Annotated in this window: 19 protein-coding genes and 1 pseudogene; 7 read left to right on the forward strand and 13 right to left on the reverse strand. The window is 61.1% G+C overall.

Annotation, left to right across the window (positions count from 1 at the left end):
- Nucleotides 1-60: 60 nt before the first annotated feature.
- From NL528_RS17185 to NL528_RS17220, 8 genes are all read right to left on the reverse strand, one after another.
- Complete coding sequence (locus NL528_RS17185; RefSeq protein ID WP_309183871.1) at nt 61-1,401, reverse strand: hypothetical protein; 1,341 nt, start codon at nt 1,399-1,401, stop codon at nt 61-63.
- Between the two features lie 326 nt (nt 1,402-1,727).
- Complete coding sequence (locus NL528_RS17190) at nt 1,728-2,696, reverse strand: zinc-binding dehydrogenase (RefSeq protein ID WP_309183872.1); 969 nt, start codon at nt 2,694-2,696, stop codon at nt 1,728-1,730.
- Nucleotides 2,697-2,914: 218 nt separating this feature from the next.
- The gene (locus tag NL528_RS17195; protein ID WP_309183873.1) at nt 2,915-3,910 is read right to left on the reverse strand and encodes a nitronate monooxygenase family protein; all 996 of its coding nucleotides are present in this window, start codon (nt 3,908-3,910) and stop codon (nt 2,915-2,917) included.
- Between the two features lie 242 nt (nt 3,911-4,152).
- Nucleotides 4,153-4,581 carry a CBS domain-containing protein gene (locus NL528_RS17200; protein ID WP_309183874.1) on the reverse strand — a complete coding sequence of 143 codons (429 nt, stop codon included), beginning with the start codon at nt 4,579-4,581 and terminating at the stop codon, nt 4,153-4,155.
- Between the two features lie 255 nt (nt 4,582-4,836).
- Nucleotides 4,837-6,150, reverse strand: coding sequence for an oxalate/formate MFS antiporter (gene oxlT / locus NL528_RS17205; RefSeq protein WP_309183875.1), 1,314 nt, complete (start codon nt 6,148-6,150; stop codon nt 4,837-4,839).
- 253 nt (nt 6,151-6,403) lie between these two features.
- Nucleotides 6,404-7,690, reverse strand: a complete 1,287-nt coding sequence (oxlT, locus tag NL528_RS17210; RefSeq protein ID WP_309183876.1) for an oxalate/formate MFS antiporter — start codon at nt 7,688-7,690, stop codon at nt 6,404-6,406.
- Nucleotides 7,691-7,946: 256 nt separating this feature from the next.
- The gene (locus NL528_RS17215) at nt 7,947-8,084 is read right to left on the reverse strand and encodes a hypothetical protein (RefSeq protein ID WP_171986097.1); all 138 of its coding nucleotides are present in this window, start codon (nt 8,082-8,084) and stop codon (nt 7,947-7,949) included.
- Nucleotides 8,085-8,542: 458 nt separating this feature from the next.
- A complete protein-coding gene (locus tag NL528_RS17220) occupies nt 8,543-9,160 on the reverse strand; it encodes a TetR/AcrR family transcriptional regulator (RefSeq protein WP_309183879.1) in 618 nt (205 codons plus the stop codon).
- A gap of 77 nt (nt 9,161-9,237) precedes the next feature.
- Here NL528_RS17220 and NL528_RS17225 point away from each other — a divergent pair, with 77 nt between their 5' ends.
- From NL528_RS17225 to NL528_RS17240, 4 genes and pseudogenes are all read left to right on the forward strand, one after another.
- Nucleotides 9,238-9,609, forward strand: coding sequence for a VOC family protein (locus tag NL528_RS17225; protein ID WP_309183880.1), 372 nt, complete (start codon nt 9,238-9,240; stop codon nt 9,607-9,609).
- 223 nt (nt 9,610-9,832) lie between these two features.
- Nucleotides 9,833-9,985 (forward strand): annotated as a pseudogene (locus tag NL528_RS17230) (alpha/beta fold hydrolase); the annotation flags it as partial.
- Nucleotides 9,986-10,023: 38 nt separating this feature from the next.
- Nucleotides 10,024-10,305 carry a hypothetical protein gene (locus tag NL528_RS17235; RefSeq protein ID WP_309183881.1) on the forward strand — a complete coding sequence of 94 codons (282 nt, stop codon included), beginning with the start codon at nt 10,024-10,026 and terminating at the stop codon, nt 10,303-10,305.
- A 96-nt stretch (nt 10,306-10,401) separates the two neighbouring features.
- Complete coding sequence (locus NL528_RS17240) at nt 10,402-11,268, forward strand: NmrA/HSCARG family protein (RefSeq protein ID WP_309183882.1); 867 nt, start codon at nt 10,402-10,404, stop codon at nt 11,266-11,268.
- A 648-nt stretch (nt 11,269-11,916) separates the two neighbouring features.
- Here the strand turns inward: NL528_RS17240 and NL528_RS17245 are convergent.
- Both NL528_RS17245 and NL528_RS17250 read right to left on the reverse strand, forming a co-directional pair.
- Nucleotides 11,917-12,276, reverse strand: a complete 360-nt coding sequence (locus tag NL528_RS17245; RefSeq protein WP_309183884.1) for a DoxX family protein — start codon at nt 12,274-12,276, stop codon at nt 11,917-11,919.
- A 149-nt stretch (nt 12,277-12,425) separates the two neighbouring features.
- The gene (locus NL528_RS17250; RefSeq protein ID WP_309183886.1) at nt 12,426-13,298 is read right to left on the reverse strand and encodes an NmrA family NAD(P)-binding protein; all 873 of its coding nucleotides are present in this window, start codon (nt 13,296-13,298) and stop codon (nt 12,426-12,428) included.
- A gap of 116 nt (nt 13,299-13,414) precedes the next feature.
- Here NL528_RS17250 and NL528_RS17255 point away from each other — a divergent pair, with 116 nt between their 5' ends.
- The gene (locus tag NL528_RS17255) at nt 13,415-13,837 is read left to right on the forward strand and encodes a helix-turn-helix domain-containing protein (RefSeq protein ID WP_309183887.1); all 423 of its coding nucleotides are present in this window, start codon (nt 13,415-13,417) and stop codon (nt 13,835-13,837) included.
- A 220-nt stretch (nt 13,838-14,057) separates the two neighbouring features.
- Here NL528_RS17255 and frc read toward each other — a convergent pair whose 3' ends face one another.
- From frc to NL528_RS17270, 3 genes are all read right to left on the reverse strand, one after another.
- Nucleotides 14,058-15,335, reverse strand: coding sequence for a formyl-CoA transferase (frc, locus tag NL528_RS17260; RefSeq protein ID WP_309183888.1), 1,278 nt, complete (start codon nt 15,333-15,335; stop codon nt 14,058-14,060).
- Nucleotides 15,336-15,396: 61 nt separating this feature from the next.
- Nucleotides 15,397-17,130, reverse strand: coding sequence for an oxalyl-CoA decarboxylase (gene oxc, locus NL528_RS17265; RefSeq protein WP_309183889.1), 1,734 nt, complete (start codon nt 17,128-17,130; stop codon nt 15,397-15,399).
- 94 nt (nt 17,131-17,224) lie between these two features.
- The gene (locus tag NL528_RS17270) at nt 17,225-17,920 is read right to left on the reverse strand and encodes a GntR family transcriptional regulator (RefSeq protein ID WP_309184936.1); all 696 of its coding nucleotides are present in this window, start codon (nt 17,918-17,920) and stop codon (nt 17,225-17,227) included.
- 266 nt (nt 17,921-18,186) lie between these two features.
- On the opposite strand from NL528_RS17270, the gene NL528_RS17275 reads away from it, so the two are divergent.
- Entirely contained in the window at nt 18,187-20,310 is a 2,124-nt protein-coding gene (locus tag NL528_RS17275) for an acetate--CoA ligase family protein (protein WP_309184937.1), read from the forward strand.
- Nucleotides 20,311-20,731: 421 nt separating this feature from the next.
- Entirely contained in the window at nt 20,732-21,436 is a 705-nt protein-coding gene (locus NL528_RS17280; protein WP_309183890.1) for an alpha/beta hydrolase, read from the forward strand.
- The last annotated feature ends 167 nt before the right edge of the window (nt 21,437-21,603 follow it).

Consider the following 21,603-nt stretch of genomic DNA (forward strand, 5'->3'; position numbering starts at 1 on the left):
CTGTCACCGCAATAAAATGGATCGGAGTTGTCAGCTATGGGCAGGCTTAAAGCCCCTGCATCACTTTTTGGACTCGGCAACCCAAAAATTATATTGAGTTTGAGACAGCGTTGGAACGCTTCCCGGATTGATCAGCGTCACCAATTTGGCAAAACGATTTCGGCAGGCAGAATAGCTTTTCATCCGCTGATTGATAATCGTGTTTGGCAGCGATCCAAAATTGAGCATGATCGCTACCTCGTTCGGCGAGAACGATCGGATCATTTTTTCGTACCATGGGACCGCGGCGTTCGAAACTCCATATGGATTACCAACCGCGCACGTAACTATAGCTTCTACAACGGCATACTGGGCGCTAGCGGGGACTGCGCTGCCGACCATTATTTCTGATAACCTCCGAGCGAACGGTGGCTCGTTATAAAAATTATTCATCTCGTTGTGCACGGCGAGGAGGTTTTGGCTCGCGTTCGTGAATATCGCGTGTAGTTCAGTCTCTCCCAGTAAACTCAAAAGACCGAGATTTTCAAAAAACTGTGACGATGCCTTGCTTCTCTGATTGTCTCCCTTGGCTTTGTATTCTTGATGTCGATCAACAAGATCAGACTGGGCTTTGGGGGAGAGCGACGCCTTGAATGGCTCGAATACATTTAAAGCGTTCAGACGGGTCTGCTCTCCCGATGCTGGATCGCAATAAATCCCGTGAAGCGTACCAAACAATGCGTCACGCTGCGCTTCGAAAGTCTGTTGCAGGCGCTGAATCCACGTCTGAAGTTGTTCTTTTGTAAAGCCGGATGCTTTTATTGCGGCGAGGAACGCATGTAGGTCAACGCCGCGCGGATTGTGTTCGGCGGTCAGCGCGTGTCTTGAACACCTGCTCAGGAAAACGAGGAATTCATCTTCGTCTAGGTTACCCATCGACGGGTGCGCAGCTGAAAAGTTATTTCGTGTGTCTCGACACTGATCTAGAAAAAAGAAGCCATCCTCTGAAATCAAATTCAATTTGAGGCAGAGAGATAGAAGTTCGGCGTCTTTGAGATCCAACAACGCAGCTTCGTCGAAGGTGCTTCCGGTAACATGATGGATCACCGCGAGACCAAACCGTCGAACTTTTTCGCGAAGTTCAACCACCGCGGCATTCCATGCGTAATTAATCGCGCTGTCGAATAGGCCGGCTGAAACAGCCACGCACATTCGGACCACCGTCTCATTGCGGTGTTGATGCGGTATTTTTTCGAGGAGGCGAGGGAGATTCGTCCATGCGTGAGCGATCTGCTGATCGCTGGGCAAAGTAGAGCGCGCCACTCCCAGCACTTTGGTAAGATCGTCTAACATTTTCCCGGTCAGGGCTGTGGAATTGGGCAGCGCAATCGCTGTGGACGTTGGAGCGGCTGGAACCGTCATAAGCTTTGACCCGTCAAATCAATGATAAAGCGGAAAGATAACGCAACCTGAGCGCGCGCGAAAGCCGCTCGGGTGAGGGCTTTGCAATCGTCGCGAATTAGTTGATGCTTTCCTTGGTGTGAGAACCCGGACTTACGACAGGTCGGGGCCAATTTGGCGGCGGATGTTGCTCGAAAGCGCAGGAAACCTTGGCGGGTTTCTCAGGGGCAATTGGAGCGCCTCGGCGGACGCGCGGTCTTTGGCTCCATGCCGAGAGCTCTACGCCATGTCCAGAGCCGAAAGGTTACCGAGCTTCTTCACCAAGGCGTCCCTCTGCGGGCCATGCCCTACATCGTCACCACGATCTTCCCGAGATGCCTGTTCGCTTCCATATGCTCGAACGCACGGCCGATCTCGGCAAACGGATACACCTTGTCGATCGGCAATTGCAGCTTGCGCTGCTCCACCGCCGGCCAGATGTCCTTGCGCACCTCGTCAAAGATCTCGCGGATTTCCTCGATCGAGCGGGTGCGGAAGGTGACGCCGATATAGTGGATGCGGCGCGCGGCGTGCAGGTCGAAGTTGAAATCGGCATGCGTGCCGCCGAGCCGGCCGACATTGACGATGCGGCCCTTGATTTTGGTGGCCTTGAGATTCTGGTTGGCGACCTTGCCGGACACCTGATCGACGATCAGGTCGACGCCTTCGCCGCCCGTGGCCTTCAGCACCTCATCGACCCAGCCGGGATCGCTGGAATCCACCGCCAGGTCGGCGCCGAATTCCTTCAGGCGTCCGCGGCGCATCGCATCCGTCGAGGAGCCGATCACCATCCTGGCGCCCTTGAATTTCGCGATCTGCATCGCCATCAGCCCGACGCCGGAGCTGGCGCCCTGGATCAGGACGGTCTGGCCCGGCTGCAGCGCGCCGTTGGTGACGACCGCATTGTGCATGGTCGCGAGCGCGACGGGGAGGGTGGCCGCCTCGTCGAAGTTCATGTTGGAAGGCGCGCGGAACAAGCGGCCGTGGTCGGCCAGCGTATATTCGGCGAACGCGGCGCCGCCGGAGCCCATGATCTTGTCGCCGACTTTTACGCCTTTCGCGTCGGGCCCGAGTTCGGCGACTTCGCCGGCCCATTCCATGCCGAGCACGGTGCCAACGCCGCCGGCGGCGCCATGCACATGACCCTTGGTCATGCCGAGGTCGGCGCGGTTGAGGCCACAGGCGTGAACCTTGACCAGCACCTGGGTGCCCTTCGGCGACGGCTTGGCGACGTCGGTGATTTCAGCGCCGTTGGCGCCGTAGACATAGGCTTTCATGGGATCATTCTCGGCTGGTTGGAGCGAAAGGGGTTTTGGGTAAATCGCAAAGCGGATTCGGTTTACCTCGCCCCGCTTGCGGGGAGAGGTCGGATTGCATCGCAGATGCAATCCGGGTGAGGGGGTACAGGTCTATCGATAGAGCATCTTGGCGGAGGCAGCCCCTCACCCCAACCCTCTCCCCGCAAGAGCGGGGCGAGGGAGAAGCGAGCGGCCGCTTATTCCGCCGCCTGCTGTCGCGCGCCGGACATCATGCCTTCGAGGCGGCTTTGGATGATGGCTTCGGCGTCGCGCATGATGCGCGATATCAGTTCGGCGCAGGTCGGGATGTCGTGGATCAATCCCTGCACCTGGCCGGCCGACCAGATGCCCTCATCGGCGTCGCCGGTGGCGTAGACCATCTTGCCGCGCGCGCCGGCCACGAGCTCGCGGACATCCTCGAATTTCGCGCCTTCCTTCTCCATCGCGACCACCTTGGTCGAGATCGCGTTCCTGGCGACGCGCGAGGTGTTGCGCATGGTGCGGAAGATCAATTCGGTCTCGCGCTCGTCATTGGCGACGATGCGCTCCTTGACCAGCTGATGGATCGGGCTCTCTTTGGTGCACATGAAGCGGGTGCCCATGTTGATGCCCTCGGCGCCGAGCGCCAATGCGGCGACCAGACCGCGGCCATCGCCGAAACCGCCGGAGGCGATCATCGGGATCTTCACCTTGTCGGCGGCAACCGGGATCAGGATCAGGCCGGGGGTGTCGTCCTCGCCGGGATGGCCGGCGCATTCAAAGCCGTCGATCGAAATCGCATCGACGCCCATGCGCTCGGCCGACAATGCGTGGCGGACGCTGGTGCATTTGTGCACGACCTTGATGCCGTGCTTCTTGAATTCGGTGACGTGCTCCTGCGGCTTGTTGCCGGCGGTCTCGACCACCTTGATGCCGCTCTCGATGATGGCCTGACGGTATTCGGCGTAAGGCGGCGGCTTGATCGAGGGCAGAATGGTGAGGTTGACGCCGAACGGCTTGTCGGTCAGGCCGCGGCAGCGCGCGATCTCCTTGGTGAGGTCTTCCGGGGTCGGCTGCGTCAGCGCGGTGATGAAGCCGAGCGCGCCGGCGTTGGCGACGGCCGCAACCAGTTCGGCGCGCCCGACCCATTGCATCCCGCCCTGCACGATCGGGTGCTCTACGCCGACGAGTTCGGTAAATCGCGTCTTGATCATGGTCTGCCCTGTGTTTCCCCGGCGCGGAATATCGCGCGCATGCTCTTTTTTGCAGATTTCGAGGGGCAGGATGCCGTCACCTCCCGCAAATGTCCACGGGGGGCGGTAGAGGTCAGGGCATCGCAATCATGCAAAAGCGGGGGCTTTTGTTTCCGCCGGGCGGACAATTCCGTCGTATGAGCCCGCGCCGGCGCTGGACGTGTCTCAGGCCGGCGCGCCGGTGTTCAGGCTCCGAACAAATGTCAGGCCGAAATGGCCAGCGTGGCGTTGGCTTCCTCGTCGAACGCGGTCGAAATGTCGCGGATGCTGATGACGCCGATCAGGCTGTAATTGTCGATCACCGGCAGATGCCGGATGTGGTGCAGGTTCATCAGGCGCCGAACGTGTTCGAGCGAGTCGGACGAACTGCAGGACACCAGTTGCTGCACCGAAATCAGCTGCGACACTTTCAGGTTGACGCCGGCCGCGCCGTGCTCGGCGATCGCGCGCACCACGTCGCGCTCGGTGAACATGCCGACCGCGGTATTGCACTCGGTGCGCACGACGTCCTTGACCACGAGCGCGCTGATATTACCGGAGCGCATCAATTGGCAGGCGATCGCGACCGTCTCGTTCATTCTGATCGTTGCAACACGGCCAGATTTCTTGCGCAGGACGTCTCCGACTTGCATGGCAACCTCCTCTGACGTGAATTTGTGCAAATACTGGTATACATAATGCCAATTGTCAATACCGCGTCGTTCGCTGATCCCGTTCAAGAAGCAGTTATTTTACGGCAGCGATGCTGACATTCTGACCGCCGGGGACGCATTTATTTTTGGGTGCTGCAGGGGCGAAAACGTTTCGTTGTATTTTGTATTCCTGCGGCGGCAGGCAAAAAAAGAGGCGCACCGGAGTGCGCCTCTTTGTCCGCGACTGGATGGCTGTCAGGCGGCTTTGACCTTGCGCGCGGCCGCTTCCTCGGCGGCGGCTTCGTTGCCCAGGATGAACGCACGCCGCATCGGCTTGATCACGAACAGGGCCATCAAGGCCGCGGTGGCGTTGAGCGCAACCGCGATCACGAACACCGCCTGCCAGCCGTAGCTGGCGGCGACAACGCTCGCGAGCGGAACCAGCAGCGAGGCGGTTCCTTTTGCGGTGTACAGCATGCCGTTGTTGGTGGTGGCGTACTTCACGCCGAACGTATCGCCGGAGGTTGCCGGAAACAGGCTGTAGATTTCGCCGAACACGCCGAAGTAAACGGCGGTCGCCAGCACGAACACGATCGGATTGTGGCCGTAGGCCGAGAGCGTCAGCAGCATGATCGCGGCCGTTCCGAACGCGATGAACATCGTGTGCTCGCGGCCGATGGTATCGGACACCCAGCCAAAGAACGGGCGGCCAAAACCGTCGAAGATGCGGTCGAGCGAGATCGCGAAGGTCAACGCCGCCATCTGGAAACCGGCGAGGCTGACGGGCGTGTTGGCGATCTTGTAGTCATGCGCGATCGGCGCAATTTGCGCCGCCGTCATCAGGCCGCCGGCCGCGACCATCACGAACACCACATACATGACCCAGAAGATCGGGCTGCGCAGCACTTGCGGCGGCGTGAAGTCGATCTTGGTCTGCGGCAAATGGAGCTGCTTCTTTTTCGCGGGCATCGCCACCAATGGCGGACGAATGAAGAAGGCGAGAAGGAAAACGATCAGGCCCTGTCCGATGCCGAAAGTGAGAAACGCGCTTTGGTAGCCGCTGGTGGCGATCATGCTCGCGATCGGCACCACGGTGATCGCAGCGCCTGCGCCGAAACCGGCGGCGGTGGCTCCCGCAGCAAGGCCGCGGCGGTCCGGAAACCATTTGAGCGCGTTGCCGACGCAGGTGCCGTAGACTGCGCCGGCGCCGATGCCGCCGAGAACAGCGGCAGCGTAAAGCAGCGTCAGCGAATCCGCGTAGGAATTCAGCACCCAGGCCAGCGCGATCATCACGCCGCCGAACATCACAACCAGGCTCGGACCGTATTTATCGACGAACCAGGCTTCGATCGGGACCAGCCAGGTCTCCGTCACCACGAAGATCGTGAACGCGAGCTGGATCGCCGCGCGGCCCCAGTGATTTTTCGCATCGATCGGATCGACGAACAGCGTCCACCCGTATTGCAGGTTAGCGATCATCGCCATGCAGACGATGCCCATGACAAGCTGAAGCCAGCGGAAGCTGCTGGACGACGGTGCTGAAGCTGTGGTGGTACTGCTGGAAACCATCAAGTCCTCCCCAAGCGCGCTCTTTTGTGTGACCTAGTGTCGCAAGCGTCAGACCGATGTTGGTATACTATATCCCAGAATGCAAGCCCATCCTTAGGCTGTGGTGCGGCATAATTGCGGGACAGCATAATCGCGGGAGAAGTTCCACCGCCCGGCCGGGCCGGTTCGGCACAGCTTCAGGGATGCCGGACAAAGGAAAAAGCGCCCGACCCGAGGGCCGAGCGCTTCGTTCAGACCGCGATGGTGTTGGCGCTTACGCGCTCGCTTTGGCGACAACCGTCCTGCGCCAGGGCTTCAGCACGGCGAGCGCAAGCAGTGATGCCAGAATGTTGGCGCCGGCGGCGATGACGAACACGGTGTCCCAATGCCCCGACGCCTGCTGCATGTAGTTCGCCATCGGCACCAGCAGCGCCGCGGTGCCCTTGGCGGTATAGAGCAGGCCCGCATTGGTGGTGGCGAATTTCGCGCCGAAGGTGTCGGTGCAGGTCGAGGGGAACAGCGAATAGATTTCGCCCCAGGCAAAGAACACCAGGCCCGACAGGATCACGAACCAGACCGGATCGTGGCCGAGCATGTACAGTGCCCAGATGCCGACGCCTTCGATGCCAAAGGCGATGAACATCGTGTTCTCGCGGCCGATCATGTCGGAGATCCAGCCGAAGAACGGCCGCGTCAGGCCATTGAGGATTCGATCGATGGTCGCGGCGAACGTCACCGTCGTCATCGTCAACCCGACCAGCGTGACGGAAATGTTGTCGACCTTCCAGTCGACCGCGATCGGTTTGAGATTGGCCGTCACCATCAATCCGCCGGCGCCGACGAGCACGAACATGAAGTACATCAGCCAGAAGATCGGCTCACGGATCACTTCGGTCGGCGCATAGTTGCGGCGCGACTGGATCACGGTGCCGGTCGAGATGGCCGCCGGAACCTGTCCCGCTTTCGGCGCGAACAGGAAGAAGGCGAGGATCACGATGATGATGCCTTGTCCGAGGCCGAAATAGAGGAAGGTGTTCTGGAATCCGGAATCCTTGATCATCGCCTGGATCGGCGCGACCGTCAGCGCCGAGCCCGCGCCGAAGCCTGCTGCCGTGATGCCGGCGGCGAGGCCGCGCTTGTCGGGAAACCATTTCAGCGCATTGCCGACGCAGGTGCCGTAGACGGCGCCGGCGCCGATGCCCGCGACGATCATGCCGAGATAGTAGCCGTTGAGCGTGGTCGCCTGCGCGTTGATCGCCCACCCGAGCGCGCAGAGGATGCCGGCGATGAGGACGACAAGGCGCGGACCGTATTTGTCGACGAACCAGCCTTCGACCGGCACCAGCCAGGTTTCGAACAGCACGAACAGCGTGAAGGCCCACTGGATCGACGCGCGGTCCCAGCCGAATTTTTTCTGGATGTCGGGGACGAAGAACGTCCAGCCATATTGGTAGTTTGCGATCATCACCATCGCGGCGACGCCGATCACGAGTTGCGTCCAGCGATAGGTGTCGCTGACACGGGCGGCTGAGGGGCCCGTTGCGTGAACCATCTCCGTCATAGCTCCCTCCCGATGCGCTTCTGATTTTGTTGAGCGCTACCCGGCGGCCATTTTGGCTATTCGACATGCCAAGCTACAAGCGACGCGAGCGCAAACGTGCGCAAATGCCGCATAAGCTGCCTGCACCGCCGCGGTAGGAGAGTACTCCAACGCAAGAAAAATGGCCTCGAAAATCGAGGCCATTCGACAAAAGTAGGATTTCGGATCGGGTCCCGAAACGAAAGCAGCGATCGAGAGACCGCCGGGCGCGCGGCGCTCAGAGGCCGATGCGGGGAAGGTCGCCGTTTCGGTTCGCGATTTCGGCGCTCTTCATCAACAACCGGTCGATGGTGGCCAACAGGCGGCCGAACAGGGTGCTGGAGGGCCGGAGCGTAATCGAAGCAGTCTTGGACATTGTGTCCCCTTTCCTGGTGGGCAGCCGTCAGCCGCCCCGTGATCTCAGGACAATCTAGGTATACCAGATGCCAAGAACAACGCCTTTGTTTGCATAGCAGCAATTTGGCGCGTGCAATGCAGCATAGATCGGGGAATTGGCATCCCAGACGACGAAAAGGGCCCCCGGAAGCCCGGCGGCCCTCGTGGCGTCAGTCACGCGAACTGGGGGACCGCTTCCGCCAGGCGATCCAGCCGACCGTCAGCCGTCCCTTGGACAGTCTGTGGGGAACCCGTGGTCCCTTTGCGTTTGGACCGTCGCCAACCGCTCCCCCAGCGGTATCTCTAAGGGCCGGCACGGCAAAAAGGAAACAATACGGTAGCTACGCTAAAGGAGTCAAAAAGGTCTGCTGGATGCCCTCGGCATACCTCTCCAGGGCTCGTCTTGCGGCCAACCACAAGCCGAGGTTCAAGCTGGATCTAGCCGTGGCCGCTGGAATCCCAGCCAAGGGCCCTTTCGACGACGCCACGGACAAAAGCGTCATCGAGCTCTTGCCGCGAAAACCACCGGCGATAAAAGAGCGGCCCGGCGATCGCCGCCGTGAGTTCGGATACATCGAAATTCGGGCCCCACTCGCCGCGCGCTTGCGCCCGCGCAGCAATCGCGCTGAACCCCGACATCATACCAGCATGAGTGCGCGACTGAAACTCAGCGACCTCCTTGTCGCGCTCGGCGGCGTCAATGATCGAGGGCATCGCGGACGACCACCGGCCTGTCTGCAAGCGTTGAGCCAAGCCCAGTGCCAATGCGGTCAGGTCGTTCCGAAGACTGCCGGTGTTGGGCGTCTGAAGCCGAGGGGCAAATTGCATGACGGCATCGAACAGCAGGGCTGTGCGCGATGGCCAGTGCCGGTAGATCGTGGTTTTGGCGACGCCCGATCGCCGTGACACTTCGTCGACGCTGACACCGCTCAGTCCGAACTCTGTCAGCAATTCGTAGGCGGCGGCCAAGCTCGCCACCTTCACGGCTTCCTTGGAGCGCCGTAGCGGCCCCGGTCCTTTGGCTGGCTCCCCCTCGCTGCGGGACTTTGTAGACACTCCTTGACTCCTCATGGCTAGATACGATACTGTAGCGTAGCTTCAACATAATGCACGGCATTAAAGGTGACGTTACCATGACTCTCAAGCAAACCCGACTGATTACCACCGATGTGGCGAAGCTGACGCGATTCTACGAAAACGTCAGCCAATCCAAGGCCGAGGTCCTTAACAGTAGCTACGTCCAATTCCAAAATGAGGCTTGCAAAGGATTAGCCATAGTGGAGCTAACGTCGACCCGAGCATACGGCGAAGACGTCACCGAAGCGGGGGCCAATCGTTCTGTGATCCTCGATTTCGAAGTCGACAACGTCGATGCTGAATACGAACGGTTGCAGGAAAGCGTGAGCGATTGGGTGATGCCACCGAAGGTCATGCCTTGGGGCGCCCGCGCTATCGTCTTTCGCGATCCGGACGGAAATCTTGTCAATATGTACTCGCATCCGTGACGTTGCTTTGCGCTGACGCAGCTACTGGGGCGTGCGCCTTGTAGCTCCGAGGCTTTCGCAACACAGGCCGCTTCGGAGTGGAAGCGCAGCGCTTGGTGAGCGCTCGCGGTCTCAGCAAGACTCTCAATCCACAGTTTCAACGGCCAAAACCTCTTGACGGGAGTCAAACATGACAGCCTCCGATCCACATCCAAGAAAGCGTGTCGCCGTCCTCGACACCGAGATGAGCTATGTAGACGTGGGCGAAGGCGATCCCATCGTTTTCCTGCACGGCAATCCGACGTCCTCGTACCTTTGGCGGAACATCATTCCGCACGTCAGCGACATTGGGCGGTGTCTTGCTCCAGACTTGGTCGGCATGGGGCGTTCGGGCAAGTCGCCAACCAAATGAGAATCACACGCCATCGATACACGGTGAAGCCGGAGTACGTTGCGCAGAACAGGCTAAACCTTGATGATTTCATCGCAGCGCTGACGGCGGCTTCGGTGCGTGGCCTTTCCTATCGGGTATTCCTTGAAGAGGACGGGCAAACCTTTCTTCACCTGGTGACCTCTCAAGACGATCCGTCTGCAGTCATCACCGGCCTTCCATCGTTCAAGAAATTTCAATCGGAATTGTTGGCGAGCGGCCCTGTCGTAAGGCCAGACCAGGTGGGCATGTCGCTCGTGGCGACAAGTGGAGATTCGTATCGGTAGGCGCCTGGCCGGCCACTGTCTTCCGTCTTCTGATCGGAGATCTCTTGCCGTGTTCCGACACGCTTTCCTCAGTCCATTCAAGAAGGTATGAAATCTATGTCTAATGAAAACGTGGTGCTGGTTACTGGTGGAACCGGCAGTCAGGGCGGTGCGACCGTCACTCATTTGTTGGTGGCGAAAAAAGTTCGCGTGAGGGTCCTGACGCGGAACTTGGACTCGCCGAAGGCCAAGAGCCTGGCCGCGCGTGGCGTGGAGCTCGTCAAGGGTGACTTCGACGACGTGGCTTCGCTTAGGACGGCGTTGGCAGGCGTCTCCGCTGCGTATTCGGTGCAGCAATGGACGGAAAAGGGTGGAACCGCGGCGGAGGAGCTACACGGGAAGCGGTTTGCCGATGCGGTAAAGGCATCGGGCAGCCCTCATCTCGTCTACTCATCGGCGGAGGGGGTCGAGCGGAAAAGCGGCCTTGGCCACTACGAGAGCAAATGGGCGATTGAGCAGCATATTCGTGATCTAGGACTCGCGGCCACGATCCTGCGTCCGGTCGGTTTCATGGATGCGTTTGGCGTCCCAGCGATGCAGCGCGGAATGTTCCTCGGAATATTCAGAGCGAACTTTGGAGTTTCACTCCCCGTCCAATTCGTGGCGACCTACGACATCGGTTGGTTTGCCGCGCGCGCGCTCGAAGATCCGGAGCGCTACGCCGGACGCGTTATCCCGCTCGCGGGGGACGAGTTGAGCATTGGCGAAATAATCAGGACCTTCAAGACCGTCACCGGGCGCAAGCCTTGGGTGGCGCCGATTCCCGCCTTTTTGGCCAAGAGGGCGATGCCGAAGGAGTTCTTGGACATGTTCACCTGGATTCGCGAAAAGGGCTTCAAAGCGGACATTGCCCAGGTGCGGCAAGAATATCCGCAGCTACTGACATTTGCCGGTTGGGTAAAGAAATACTCTGACGAACACTGACTTTGGCCCGGCAAACCTGTTCCCCGTCAATCCAGTCGCCGAGAAGCCGCTCGCTATGGTCGCGGTAGTTGGTGATTGTCCCCTCACTACGTCCCTTACGGCGCATATGGCTATCGCAGTAGCTCTCCCACGCTTCCCGAAGGGTGACCCCAAAGCTGGTGACCACAGTGGTAGCGAATGGACGGCCACGGTGCAGGGGGGCGAGCCGAAGCGATCCGCCCACGTAAGCAGCGCAGCGAAGGCCGTGTACGCAAACGCTCGAAGGTTGGCGTGGCCATCCTGACGCACACCTGGACACGCTCAAACCGCACCATGCGTTCGCCGGGTTGCTTACATAGTGCTTACATTCTCAGACGCGAAATAGTGTAAGCAGTCGCTCGGCCCCGAGGGGCCAAGCCAGCCACCTGACTTCTTTAGAAAATTTGGAGCGGCGAAGGGATTTGAACCCTCACCCCAACCTTGGCAATGAGGAGATGGCGCACCCGCCACGATTCGAACGTGCGGCCTCCACCTTCGGAGGGCATCGCTCACGCAACCCGCTTTCCTGACTCCGCTATTGGATTTCGCGCAATTCGGCCATTCCGCTTGGCTGGTAAAGCCATCGCGAAAAAAAGGGCTGGCGGAAGCCCGATGGCCCAGTGGCGTCAGTCACGCCGAGCTGGGGAGCCGCTTCCGCCAGTCGATCCAGCCGACGACTATTGATAGTGTCGCCACGATAAGCGGCGGCACCCCGTGCGCGTATTCGCCGTGGAGGGTGACGGTCGCGAGCGCCGCCAACATCACGGTGTAGCCGAGCGCCGAGCCCCACAGCCGCGTCCGTGCCTGCGCCAGCAGTACGGCGGTCGTGAGTTCCAGCGATCCGGTCACGAAATGGAACCAGTGCGGGTATCCCCACCGCAGATATTCCTCGTAGATAGACCCGGGGGCGAAGATGTTGCTGAGCGATCCCACGACGAAGAAAGCTGCAAGCGCCAAGGCCGAGACCTGGCGCCAGGAAATCTTTGACATTTGTCTATCCTTTTCTGATGAGGGCGCCGCGGAGGACCTGTGTGTGTGTGGCGGCGCCAAGAGACGGCGGCCGCGACGCATTCATTCCGAAGGAGATGCGAATTTCCGGAGCAGGTCCGAAAGTCGCATCTCATCGCTGATCCGCGGACCTACGCCGTGGCGGCCTTCTGGGCCGCCGCGAAGACATCGCGGGGAAGCGTTGTGCCGGCGACATGCTCCGTGCCCGCGACGCCGAGGTCCATCCACCCCGCGTTGACCGCCTCGAACATCGCTTCAGCCGGTCCGGTTTGGCCCTTCGGGATGCCGAACTGCTCGAACGCTGCCGGCCACTCGGCCCGCGGGACAGCGAAGGCCTTGACTTCGCGCCGCATGACATCGCCCAGTTGCGCTGCGACTTCATCCGCGCTGACCATCGAACCAAGTTCGATGACGCGATGCCCCGACCACGCTGGCCCGGTCAGCAGCATCGCCACCTCGGCACCGATGTCGTTCGTCGCGACCATCGTCGATTTCCGGCTGGTCGGATTGTAGTAAACTGGGAGCGTGCCGCCCTGGGCGACGTGTAGGCCGTAAAGGAAGTTCTCGAAGAATCCGCCGGCGCGCACGACAGCGACCGGCGACGCCAAGTCGCGAAAGCCTTGCTCCAGCAGCGACAGGGCGGTGATCATTCCCAGCCCGCTGGTCCGGTTCGCCCCCATCGACGAGAGCGCGACCACACGCGGCGGCGCGGCCTTGGTCAGCACCTCGACATAGTTCGCGATGACGCCGTTGGCTTCCTTGAAATCCGGCGAGGGGGCCCAGACGGCCGGCAGCATGACGAAGGCGCCGTCTACGCCGTCGAGCGCCCGCTCGATCGCTGCCGTGTCGTTCCAGTCCCCGTCCACCAGTTCCACGCCCTGATCCGCCCAGCTTGCCGCCTTCGCGCGGTCGCGAACCAGCGCGCGTACCTTCTTACCTTGCGCCAACAGATGTCTGGCCGTTGCGCCGCCGACTTTTCCTGTAACTCCAGTGACTAGAAACATGCGTATTCTCCCGGTGCTGAATGGTCTATATTCTAGGGTAGGTCTCACATAGAGACCTTTGACCTGCACCGTAAGGAGGCAGTTTTTTGTAACCAGGAGAGAAAAAGGGGACCCGCATGAGCGACGCATTGAGCGCGATCGAGCGATTCAGCCGATATCAATCGGACGACGCACAGTCAGTGGAACCCGTACATTGCCCGGTGCGAGACGTGCTCGACCGCATTGGCGACAAATGGAGCATGCTCATGATCGTGAATCTCGCGATGCGACCGCAGCGCTTCAGCGAGCTTCACCGAGCCATCCGCGACATCTCCAAGCGCATGCTCACCCAGACGCTGCGCGACCTGGAGCGCGACGGACTTATCACCCGCCATGTCTTTCCGACCAAGCCGCCGAGCGTTGAATATTGCCTTTCCCCGCTAGGCCAATCCCTGCTGGACCCGATGGCGAGCCTCATCGATTGGGCCGACCGTCGTTATTCCGATATCCATGCCGCTCGCGTCCGATTTGACGGAGCACCCTGTGATGTGCCGCGCTAGTGATTTGAAACAGAAATTCGCATCACCGCATGTGTGAGGTCTGGCGGCGTGCTTCGGATCGAGAAGCGCTCGATGCTGGCCAGCATGTTGAACGCCGGTTTGAACGGCTCGGGTGCCGCGTTATGCTGGTCGATGAAACTGCCGATGTCTGACTTGATCCCGCCCCAACAAAAAAGGCCGCCGAAACCGGCGGCCTTTCGTGTTGTTCGGAGGGCGTTGCTTATTCAGCCGCCTGCTTCCGCGGCGGATCGAGGGCGCCGGAATTGTGGATCTCGGCGACCTGATGGTCGGTGAAGCCGAGCACCTGGCGCAGGATTTCGTCGGTGTGCTCGCCGAGCAGCGGCGAACGGGTCACCTCGCTCGGGCTGTCCGACATCTTGATCGGATTGCCGACCGAAAAGTACTTGCCGCGGGTCGGATGATCGACCTCGACCACGGTGCCGGTGGCTCGCAGCGACTGGTCCTCGATGATCTCCTTCATCGACAGGATCGGCCCGCAGGGGATGTCGTCCTTGTTGAGGATATCCATCGCCTCGAATTTGGTCTTCGTCATCGTCCACTGTTCGATCCGCGCGAAGATTTCGTTCAATCGCGACAGCCGGGCCGGCGGCTTGGCGTAATCCGGATGGGTCTTCCAGCCGGGTTCGCCGATCACGTCGCAGATCTTCTCCCAGACCGGCGCTTGCGTGATGAAATAGATGTAGGCGTTGGGATCGGTCTCCCAGCCCTTGCACTTGAGGATGCGGCCGGGCTGACCGCCGCCGGAATCGTTGCCGGCGCGCGGCACCGCGTCGCCGAACGGAATGCCTTCGCCGAACTGGCTGTATTCCTTCAGCGGACCATGGGCGAGGCGCTGCTGGTCGCGCAACTTGACGCGGGCAAGGTTCAAGACCCCGTCCTGCATCGCGGCGGTGACCTTCTGGCCGCGGCCGGTGACGGTGCGCTGATAGAGCGCGGTGACGATGCCGAGCGCCAGATGCAGGCCGGTGCCGCTGTCGCCGATCTGCGCGCCGGTGACGAGCGGCAGCCCGTCGCGGAAGCCGGTGGTGGAGGCGGCGCCGCCGGTGCACTGCGCGACGTTCTCGTAGACCTTGCAGTCTTCATACGGGCCGGGGCCAAAACCCTTGATCGAGGCCACGATCATCTTCGGGTTGATGCTCTGGATCTTCTCCCAGGGGAAACCCATGCGGTCGAGCACGCCGGGGCCGAAATTCTCCACCAGCACGTCGCAGCTCTTGATCAGGGCGGTGAGGACTTCCTTGCCCTTCGGGTTCTTGGTGTCGAGGGTGATCGAGCGCTTGTTGTGGTTGAGCATGGTGAAATACAGGCTGTCGACATTGGGAATGTCCTGCAGCTGGCCGCGCGTGATGTCGCCGACGCCGGGGCGCTCGACCTTGATCACGTCGGCGCCGAACCAGGCCAGCAATTGCGTGCAGGTCGGTCCCGACTGGACGTGGGTGAAATCGAGAATGCGAACGCCCTCGAGCGCCTTTGTCATCGTCTTTGCTCCGTACTCTCGCCCACGCATCCGCAGGGCGTATTGGGGGTTGAAGGTCTGTTCACTTCTTCTTCAAGATGCTTTGCGGATTGAGGTTGCCGATGCGGCCGCTTTCGGAGCCGGCGGCGGGATCGATCACCGCGTTGATCAGGGTCGGCTTGCCGGAATCCATCGCCTCGTTGACGGCGCGCTTCAGTTCATCCGGCGAGGTCACATTGACGCCGACGCCGCCGAACGCTTCCATCATCCTGTCGTAGCGCGAGCCCTTGACGAACACGGTGGGCGCGGGGTCGGCGCCGGCCGAATTGACGTCGGTGCCGCGGTAGATGCCGTCATTGTTGAAGATCACGATGCAGACCGGCAGCTTGTAGCGGCAGATCGTCTCGACCTCCATGCCGGAGAAGCCGAACGCCGAGTCGCCTTCGACCGCGAGCACCGGCTTGCCGGTCTCGATGGCGGCCGCGATGGCATAGCCCATGCCGATGCCCATCACGCCCCAGGTGCCGACGTCGAGCCGCTTGCGCGGCTGGTACATGTCGATGACGCCGCGGGCGAGGTCGAGCGTGTTGGCGCCCTCGTTGACGAGGATGGCGTCCGGCCGTTCCTTGATGATGGTCCGGAGCACGCCGAGCGCGCCGTGGTAGTCCATCGGCGAGTTGTTGTTCATCAGCCGCGGCGCCATCTTGGCGACGTTCTCTTCGCGCTTTTTGGCGACCGCGCCGGTCCAGTCGGACGGCGCCGCCGCCCAGTTGGCGCCCATGCCCTCGAGCAGCGCCGTGACGCAGGAGCCGATGTCGCCGACCACGGGGGCGACGATCTCGACATTGGAGTCCATCTCCTTCGGCTCGATGTCGATCTGGATGAACTTCTTCGGCTGATCGCCCCAGGTCTTGCCCTTGCCGTGCGACAACAGCCAGTTGAGGCGCGCGCCGATCAGCATCACGACGTCGGAGTCCTTCAGCACCGTCGAGCGCGCCGCGCCGGCGCATTGCGGATGGGTGTCGGACAACAATCCCTTGGCCATGCTCATGGGGAGGAACGGAATGCCGCTCTTCTCGACCAGGCTCTTGATCGCGTCGTCGGCCTGGGCGTAGGCCGCGCCCTTGCCGAGGATGATCAGCGGGCGTTTTGCGTTCCTGAGGACGTCGAGCGCGCGCTTGACCGCCGAGGGCGCGGGTATCTGCGCCGGCGCGGCGTCGATCACCTTGACCAGCGACTTCTTGCCGGCCTCGGCATCCATCACCTGGCCGAACAGTTTTGCCGGCAAATCGAGATAGACGCCGCCCGGGCGGCCCGAGACCGCGGCGCGGATCGCGCGGGCGAGGCCAATGCCGATGTCGGCGGCATGCAGCACGCGGAACGCCGCCTTGCACAGCGGCTTGGCGATCGCGAGCTGGTCCATCTCTTCATAGTCGCCCTGCTGCAGGTCGACGATCTCGCGCTCGGAGGAGCCCGAGATCAGGATCATCGGAAAGCAGTTGGTGGTGGCGTGGGCGAGCGCGGTGAGGCCGTTCAGAAAACCCGGCGCCGAAACCGTCAGACAAACGCCGGGCTTTTTGGTCAGGAAGCCCGCGATCGACGCCGCGTTGCCGGCGTTCTGCTCATGGCGGAACGAAATGACCCGGATGCCCGCGGCCTGCGCCATGCGGCCGAAATCCGTGATCGGAATACCCGGCACCCCGTAGATCGTGGTGAGGCCGTTGAGCTTCAGCGCATCGATCATCAGGTTAAAGCCGTCGGTCAGCTCGCGCTCGGCTTCAGTTGCATCAATGCTCTTGGCTGCGGTTACGGACATTCCACTTTCTCCCTGGTCATTTCTCGGCGTGGACGAGTGCGTCGTCTTCTGTGTGAAGTTGGTCGCTTGCGTAAACTTAAGTAAACAGCTCTTGTTAAGTAAACAGCTCTTGGCCGTGCGCCTCGACGTAGGCGGCGAGCCCCAGCGTGTGATCGCGGGCACGCTTCTCGGCAAGCTCGGTGTCGCGCGCTTCGAGCGCTTCGATGATACCCATATGTTCGGGCAGCGAGGTCGCGGTGCGATCCTTCCGCCCGATCGTCAGCTGCCGATAGCCACGCACATGCAGCAGGATGTCGTTGGTCATGTCGACCAGCACCGGTGATTCCGAAAGCGAGATCAGCGCCTGATGGAAGGCGATATTGGCCTTGGAATATTCCTCGATATGGTCCTGGGGCAGACGGTCTTTGTTGAAATCCTTGAAGAAGTCGCGCAGCGCCGTGATGTCCTTCTTGCGCGCCGTGGTCGTGATAAGCCGTGCCGCCATGCTCTCCAGCGCCGCCCAGGCGCGGATCATGTCGACAATCTCGGTCTTGGTCCGGCGAACCACGACGATGCCGCGGCGCGGCACGGTTTTGACGAAGCCGTCCTGCTCCAGCATCGCGATCGCTTCGCGTATCGGCGTGCGGCTGACGCCGAGGCGCTCGGACAGCGCGCGCTCATCGAGCATCACCTGCTCGGGCGTCGCATAGATATCCATCTTGAGAATGGCTTCCTTCAAGGCCTCATAGGCCTTGTTCTTGAAGCTCGTCTCAGGCGCAATCCGAACGATCGCGATATCTGCCTCAGCCATAGCAGGCAACGCCTTGGGTTGTTTACGTGCGGGCACGATTCGTCTCCATCCATTGGGAGACGTCTTGTAGCAGAAGAATACCGCAAGATTTTTGGCATACCAAATGCCAGATTGTCAAGTTGCCCGTGTTTTCAGCGTTTCCACAGGTTCGTCGGTCTTGACAATCTCTTCGCTGGCATACCAAATGCCATCAAATTAGCCCCAGGAGGAAGCCAATGTCAAATTCTGCAGATGCGGCCCGCAAGATCGTCGAACCTGTGGCGCCGATGCCAAAACATGCCGTCCGCAAAGTGCTCGATGCGGTCAAGGCGGATAAACGCACCAGCCTGACGGCGCCGGAAGGCAAACTGGTGTGCGATGCCTACGGCATCCCGGTCCCGAAAGAGGGCGTGGCCAAATCTGCCAGCGAAGCCGCGAAGCTCGCGGCCGACATCGGCTTCCCGGTAGTGATGAAGATCGTCTCGCCGGACATCCTGCACAAGACCGAAGCCGGCGGCGTGGTGGTCGGCGTCAAGACCGCGGCCGATGCCGAAAAGAGTTATGAGACCATTCTGGCGAATGCCAGGAAGTATAAAGCCGATGCCAAGATCGAGGGCATCCAGGTCCAGCAGATGCTGGCCGGCGGCACCGAGGTCATCGTCGGCTCGATCACCGACGGCTCGTTCGGCAAGCTCGTCGCCTTCGGCCTCGGCGGCGTGCTGGTCGAGGTGCTGAAGGACATCACTTTCCGCCTCGCGCCCGCGACCAGGGATGACGCGCTGTCAATGCTCGACGGCATCCAGGCCCATGACATGCTCAAGGGCGTGCGCGGCGGCGATCCGGTCAGCCGCGAGGCGCTGGCCGACGTCATCGTCAAGGTGTCGCAGTTCGTCAGCGACTTCCCCGAAATCGTCGAACTCGATCTCAACCCGGTATTCGCCACCAAGAAGGATGCGATCGCCGCCGACGTCCGCATCGTCGTCGACTTCGACTACAAGCCCCGTCCGGCGCCGCGCTCGAACGAGGAAATCGTCACGGCGATGAGCCGGATCATGCAGCCGAAGGCAGTCGCCGTGATCGGCGCCTCTGCCGAAGACGGCAAGATCGGCAACTCGGTGATGAAGAACCTGATCAATGGCGGCTACAAGGGCGAGATCTATCCGATCCACCCGAAGGCATCAGAGATTCTCGGCTACAAGGCCTACAAGAGCGTCAAGGATGTGCCCGGTGTGATCGACACCGCGGTGTTCGCTATCCCGGCAAAATTCGTCGCCGGCGCGCTGGTCGAATGCGGTGAGAAGAAGATCCCCGGCGCGGTTCTGATTCCGTCGGGCTTTGCCGAAGCGGGCGCGCCCGAACTGCAGGCCGAGATCGTCGAAATCGGCCAGAAGTACAATGTCCGCCTGATGGGGCCGAACATCTACGGCTTCTATTATACGCCGGCCAATCTCTGCGCCACGTTCTGCACGGCCTACGACGTCAAGGGCCACGCGGCATTGTCGTCGCAGTCCGGCGGCATCGGCATGGCGATCATCGGCTTCTCGCGCTCGGCCAAGATGGGCGTATCCGCGATCGTCGGCCTCGGCAACAAGTCCGATATCGACGAGGACGATCTGCTCGCCTTCTTCGAGCAGGATCCGAACACCAATCTGATCGCCCAGCACTGCGAAGACCTGAAGGACGGCCGCGCCTTTGCGGAAGCGGCAAAACGGGTTTCGAAGAAGAAGCCGGTGATCGTGCTCAAGGCCGGCCGCACCTCGGCCGGCGCCAAGGCAGCAAGCTCGCATACCGGCGCGCTTGCCGGTAACGACAAGATCTACGAGGACGTGTTCAAGCAGTCCGGTGTGATCCGCGCCCGCAGCTTGAGGCAGTTGCTCGAATTCGCGCGCGGCGTGCCGGTGCTGCCGACGCCGAAGGGTGAGAACATCCTGATCATCACCGGCGCGGGCGGCTCCGGCGTGCTGTTGTCCGACTCGGTGGTCGATAACGGGATGTCGCTGATGGCGATGCCGCCGGATCTCGATGCGGCGTTCCGGAAATTCATCCCGCCGTTCGGCGCCGCCGGCAATCCCGTCGACATCACCGGCGGCGAGCCGCCGATCACCTACGTCAACACCGTCAAGCTCGGCCTGTCGGACGACCGCATCCACGCGCTGATCCTCGGTTACTGGCACACCATCGTCACGCCGCCGATGGTGTTCGCCCGCAACATGGTCGAGGTGAAGAAGGAGATGGAGGCCAAGGGCTTTGTGAAGCCGATGGTCGCCTCGCTCGCCGGCGACGTCGAGGTCGAGGAGGCCGCCGAATATCTCTACCAGAACGGCATCCCGTCCTATGCCTATTCGACCGAACTGCCGGTCGAGGTGCTGGGCGCCAAATACAAATGGGCGCGCGGCGCGGGCCTCCTGTAAACGATTTGAACGCGAGCCAATCGAAAATGCCGCCCGATCGTCGGACGGCATTTTTGCTGTCGGCCGGGATTGCAACGTTAGCGGTGGCGATACGGGCTCCGTTCGAACGATCCTGGCGGTGTGAAAACGCCAACGGCGACGAGAACATCCGAAATCGATTCGGAAGTCACCGGTTCGGGGGCAAACCGACGCTCTTGCCGCCAGCCGGACTATCAGCGCTGTCCGCAGTTTGGTCGCTGTCGGGGGAAAAGCGGACGTCGTCCGAAAGGTCCGATTCGGTAGCGATTGACCCAACGCGGACATGACAGAATTTCCGGGAAGTATCTCCCGGCGTCGGCTCCATGGGAACCAACTTTAGACGAGAGCGTTCCGGCGTTTACTGGGGGTGCGTACACAGCCAAATCAAATCAGGAGTCGCACTATGGCAAAGCAGAACCAACCAAGCATCGTATTCGCCCACGGACTTTGGGCCGATGGCTCATGCTTCCAGAAGCTGATCCCCGCACTGCAGGCGGATGGGCACGAAGTGATGTGCTCCCAGCATGGCCTGGACTCTCTCAAAGGCGATGTGGAGTGCGTCACCCGCTGCTTCGGGCGGGTCAGTGGTCCCGTGGTCCTTGTCGGCCATTCTTACGGCGGCACCCTGATCACCCATGCCGGGACGGATAGCCGAGTCGCCGCCCTAGTCTACATCGCCGCCCTCGCACCCGACGAGACCGAAACCTCGCAAAGCCTGCAGCAGAAGTTTCCCGTTACGGAGGTATTTTCTCATATCGAAGTCGCTGATGGACGCATCTGGCTAAAGTCTGACGGCATCCCACGCTTCGCGGGTGATCTGCCCGAGGCGGAGCAGAAGGTTGTGTGGGCGACCCAGGCCGCCCCTGTACCCGACCTGTTCAACCAAAAGATCGACGGTGTCGCTTGGCAGTCGAAGCCGAGTTGGTACATTGTGGCCACTGAAGATCGAACCATTCAGCCGGAACTGGAGCGCTTCGTTGCAAAGCGCATGGGCGCCACAACTGTCGAGTTACGCTCCAGTCACGTCCCGATGCTCTCCCAGCCACAGGCTGTGCTGGACGTGATCCGCAACGCCGCACAGGCCGTTCAGAAATCCAAGGCAGCGTAGTCAGGGCAGCTAGAACTGCGTGAAGGCGTGACACGATTTTTGAGAGACCGCCGCAAGGCGGTCTTTCTTTCTCATTCACATCGTCCCGGATGTCCGCTGTTGGCACTTTTCGGACGTGCTGGGCCGGCCTGACGATGTCCGCTGTTGAGGGTAGAACGGACGTGCCG

The sequence above is a fragment of the Bradyrhizobium sp. Ash2021 genome (assembly GCF_031202265.1).
Classification (GTDB): domain Bacteria; phylum Pseudomonadota; class Alphaproteobacteria; order Rhizobiales; family Xanthobacteraceae; genus Bradyrhizobium.

Bases quoted from the DNA above. Each gene is read 5' to 3' on its own strand.
- NL528_RS17185 (WP_309183871.1), bottom strand. From the start codon at position 1,401: ATGACGGTTCCAGCCGCTCCAACGTCCACAGCGATTGCGCTGCCCAAT.
- NL528_RS17190 (WP_309183872.1), bottom strand. From the start codon at position 2,696: ATGAAAGCCTATGTCTACGGCGCCAACGGCGCTGAAATCACCGACGTC.
- NL528_RS17195 (WP_309183873.1), bottom strand. From the start codon at position 3,910: ATGATCAAGACGCGATTTACCGAACTCGTCGGCGTAGAGCACCCGATC.
- NL528_RS17200 (WP_309183874.1), bottom strand. From the start codon at position 4,581: ATGCAAGTCGGAGACGTCCTGCGCAAGAAATCTGGCCGTGTTGCAACG.
- oxlT (WP_309183875.1), bottom strand. From the start codon at position 6,150: ATGGTTTCCAGCAGTACCACCACAGCTTCAGCACCGTCGTCCAGCAGC.
- oxlT (WP_309183876.1), bottom strand. From the start codon at position 7,690: ATGACGGAGATGGTTCACGCAACGGGCCCCTCAGCCGCCCGTGTCAGC.
- NL528_RS17215 (WP_171986097.1), bottom strand. From the start codon at position 8,084: ATGTCCAAGACTGCTTCGATTACGCTCCGGCCCTCCAGCACCCTGTTC.
- NL528_RS17225 (WP_309183880.1), top strand. From the start codon at position 9,238: ATGACTCTCAAGCAAACCCGACTGATTACCACCGATGTGGCGAAGCTG.
- NL528_RS17240 (WP_309183882.1), top strand. From the start codon at position 10,402: ATGTCTAATGAAAACGTGGTGCTGGTTACTGGTGGAACCGGCAGTCAG.
- NL528_RS17245 (WP_309183884.1), bottom strand. From the start codon at position 12,276: ATGTCAAAGATTTCCTGGCGCCAGGTCTCGGCCTTGGCGCTTGCAGCT.
- NL528_RS17250 (WP_309183886.1), bottom strand. From the start codon at position 13,298: ATGTTTCTAGTCACTGGAGTTACAGGAAAAGTCGGCGGCGCAACGGCC.
- NL528_RS17255 (WP_309183887.1), top strand. From the start codon at position 13,415: ATGAGCGACGCATTGAGCGCGATCGAGCGATTCAGCCGATATCAATCG.
- frc (WP_309183888.1), bottom strand. From the start codon at position 15,335: ATGACAAAGGCGCTCGAGGGCGTTCGCATTCTCGATTTCACCCACGTC.
- oxc (WP_309183889.1), bottom strand. From the start codon at position 17,130: ATGTCCGTAACCGCAGCCAAGAGCATTGATGCAACTGAAGCCGAGCGC.
- NL528_RS17270 (WP_309184936.1), bottom strand. From the start codon at position 17,920: ATGGCTGAGGCAGATATCGCGATCGTTCGGATTGCGCCTGAGACGAGC.
- NL528_RS17275 (WP_309184937.1), top strand. From the start codon at position 18,187: ATGCCAAAACATGCCGTCCGCAAAGTGCTCGATGCGGTCAAGGCGGAT.
- NL528_RS17280 (WP_309183890.1), top strand. From the start codon at position 20,732: ATGGCAAAGCAGAACCAACCAAGCATCGTATTCGCCCACGGACTTTGG.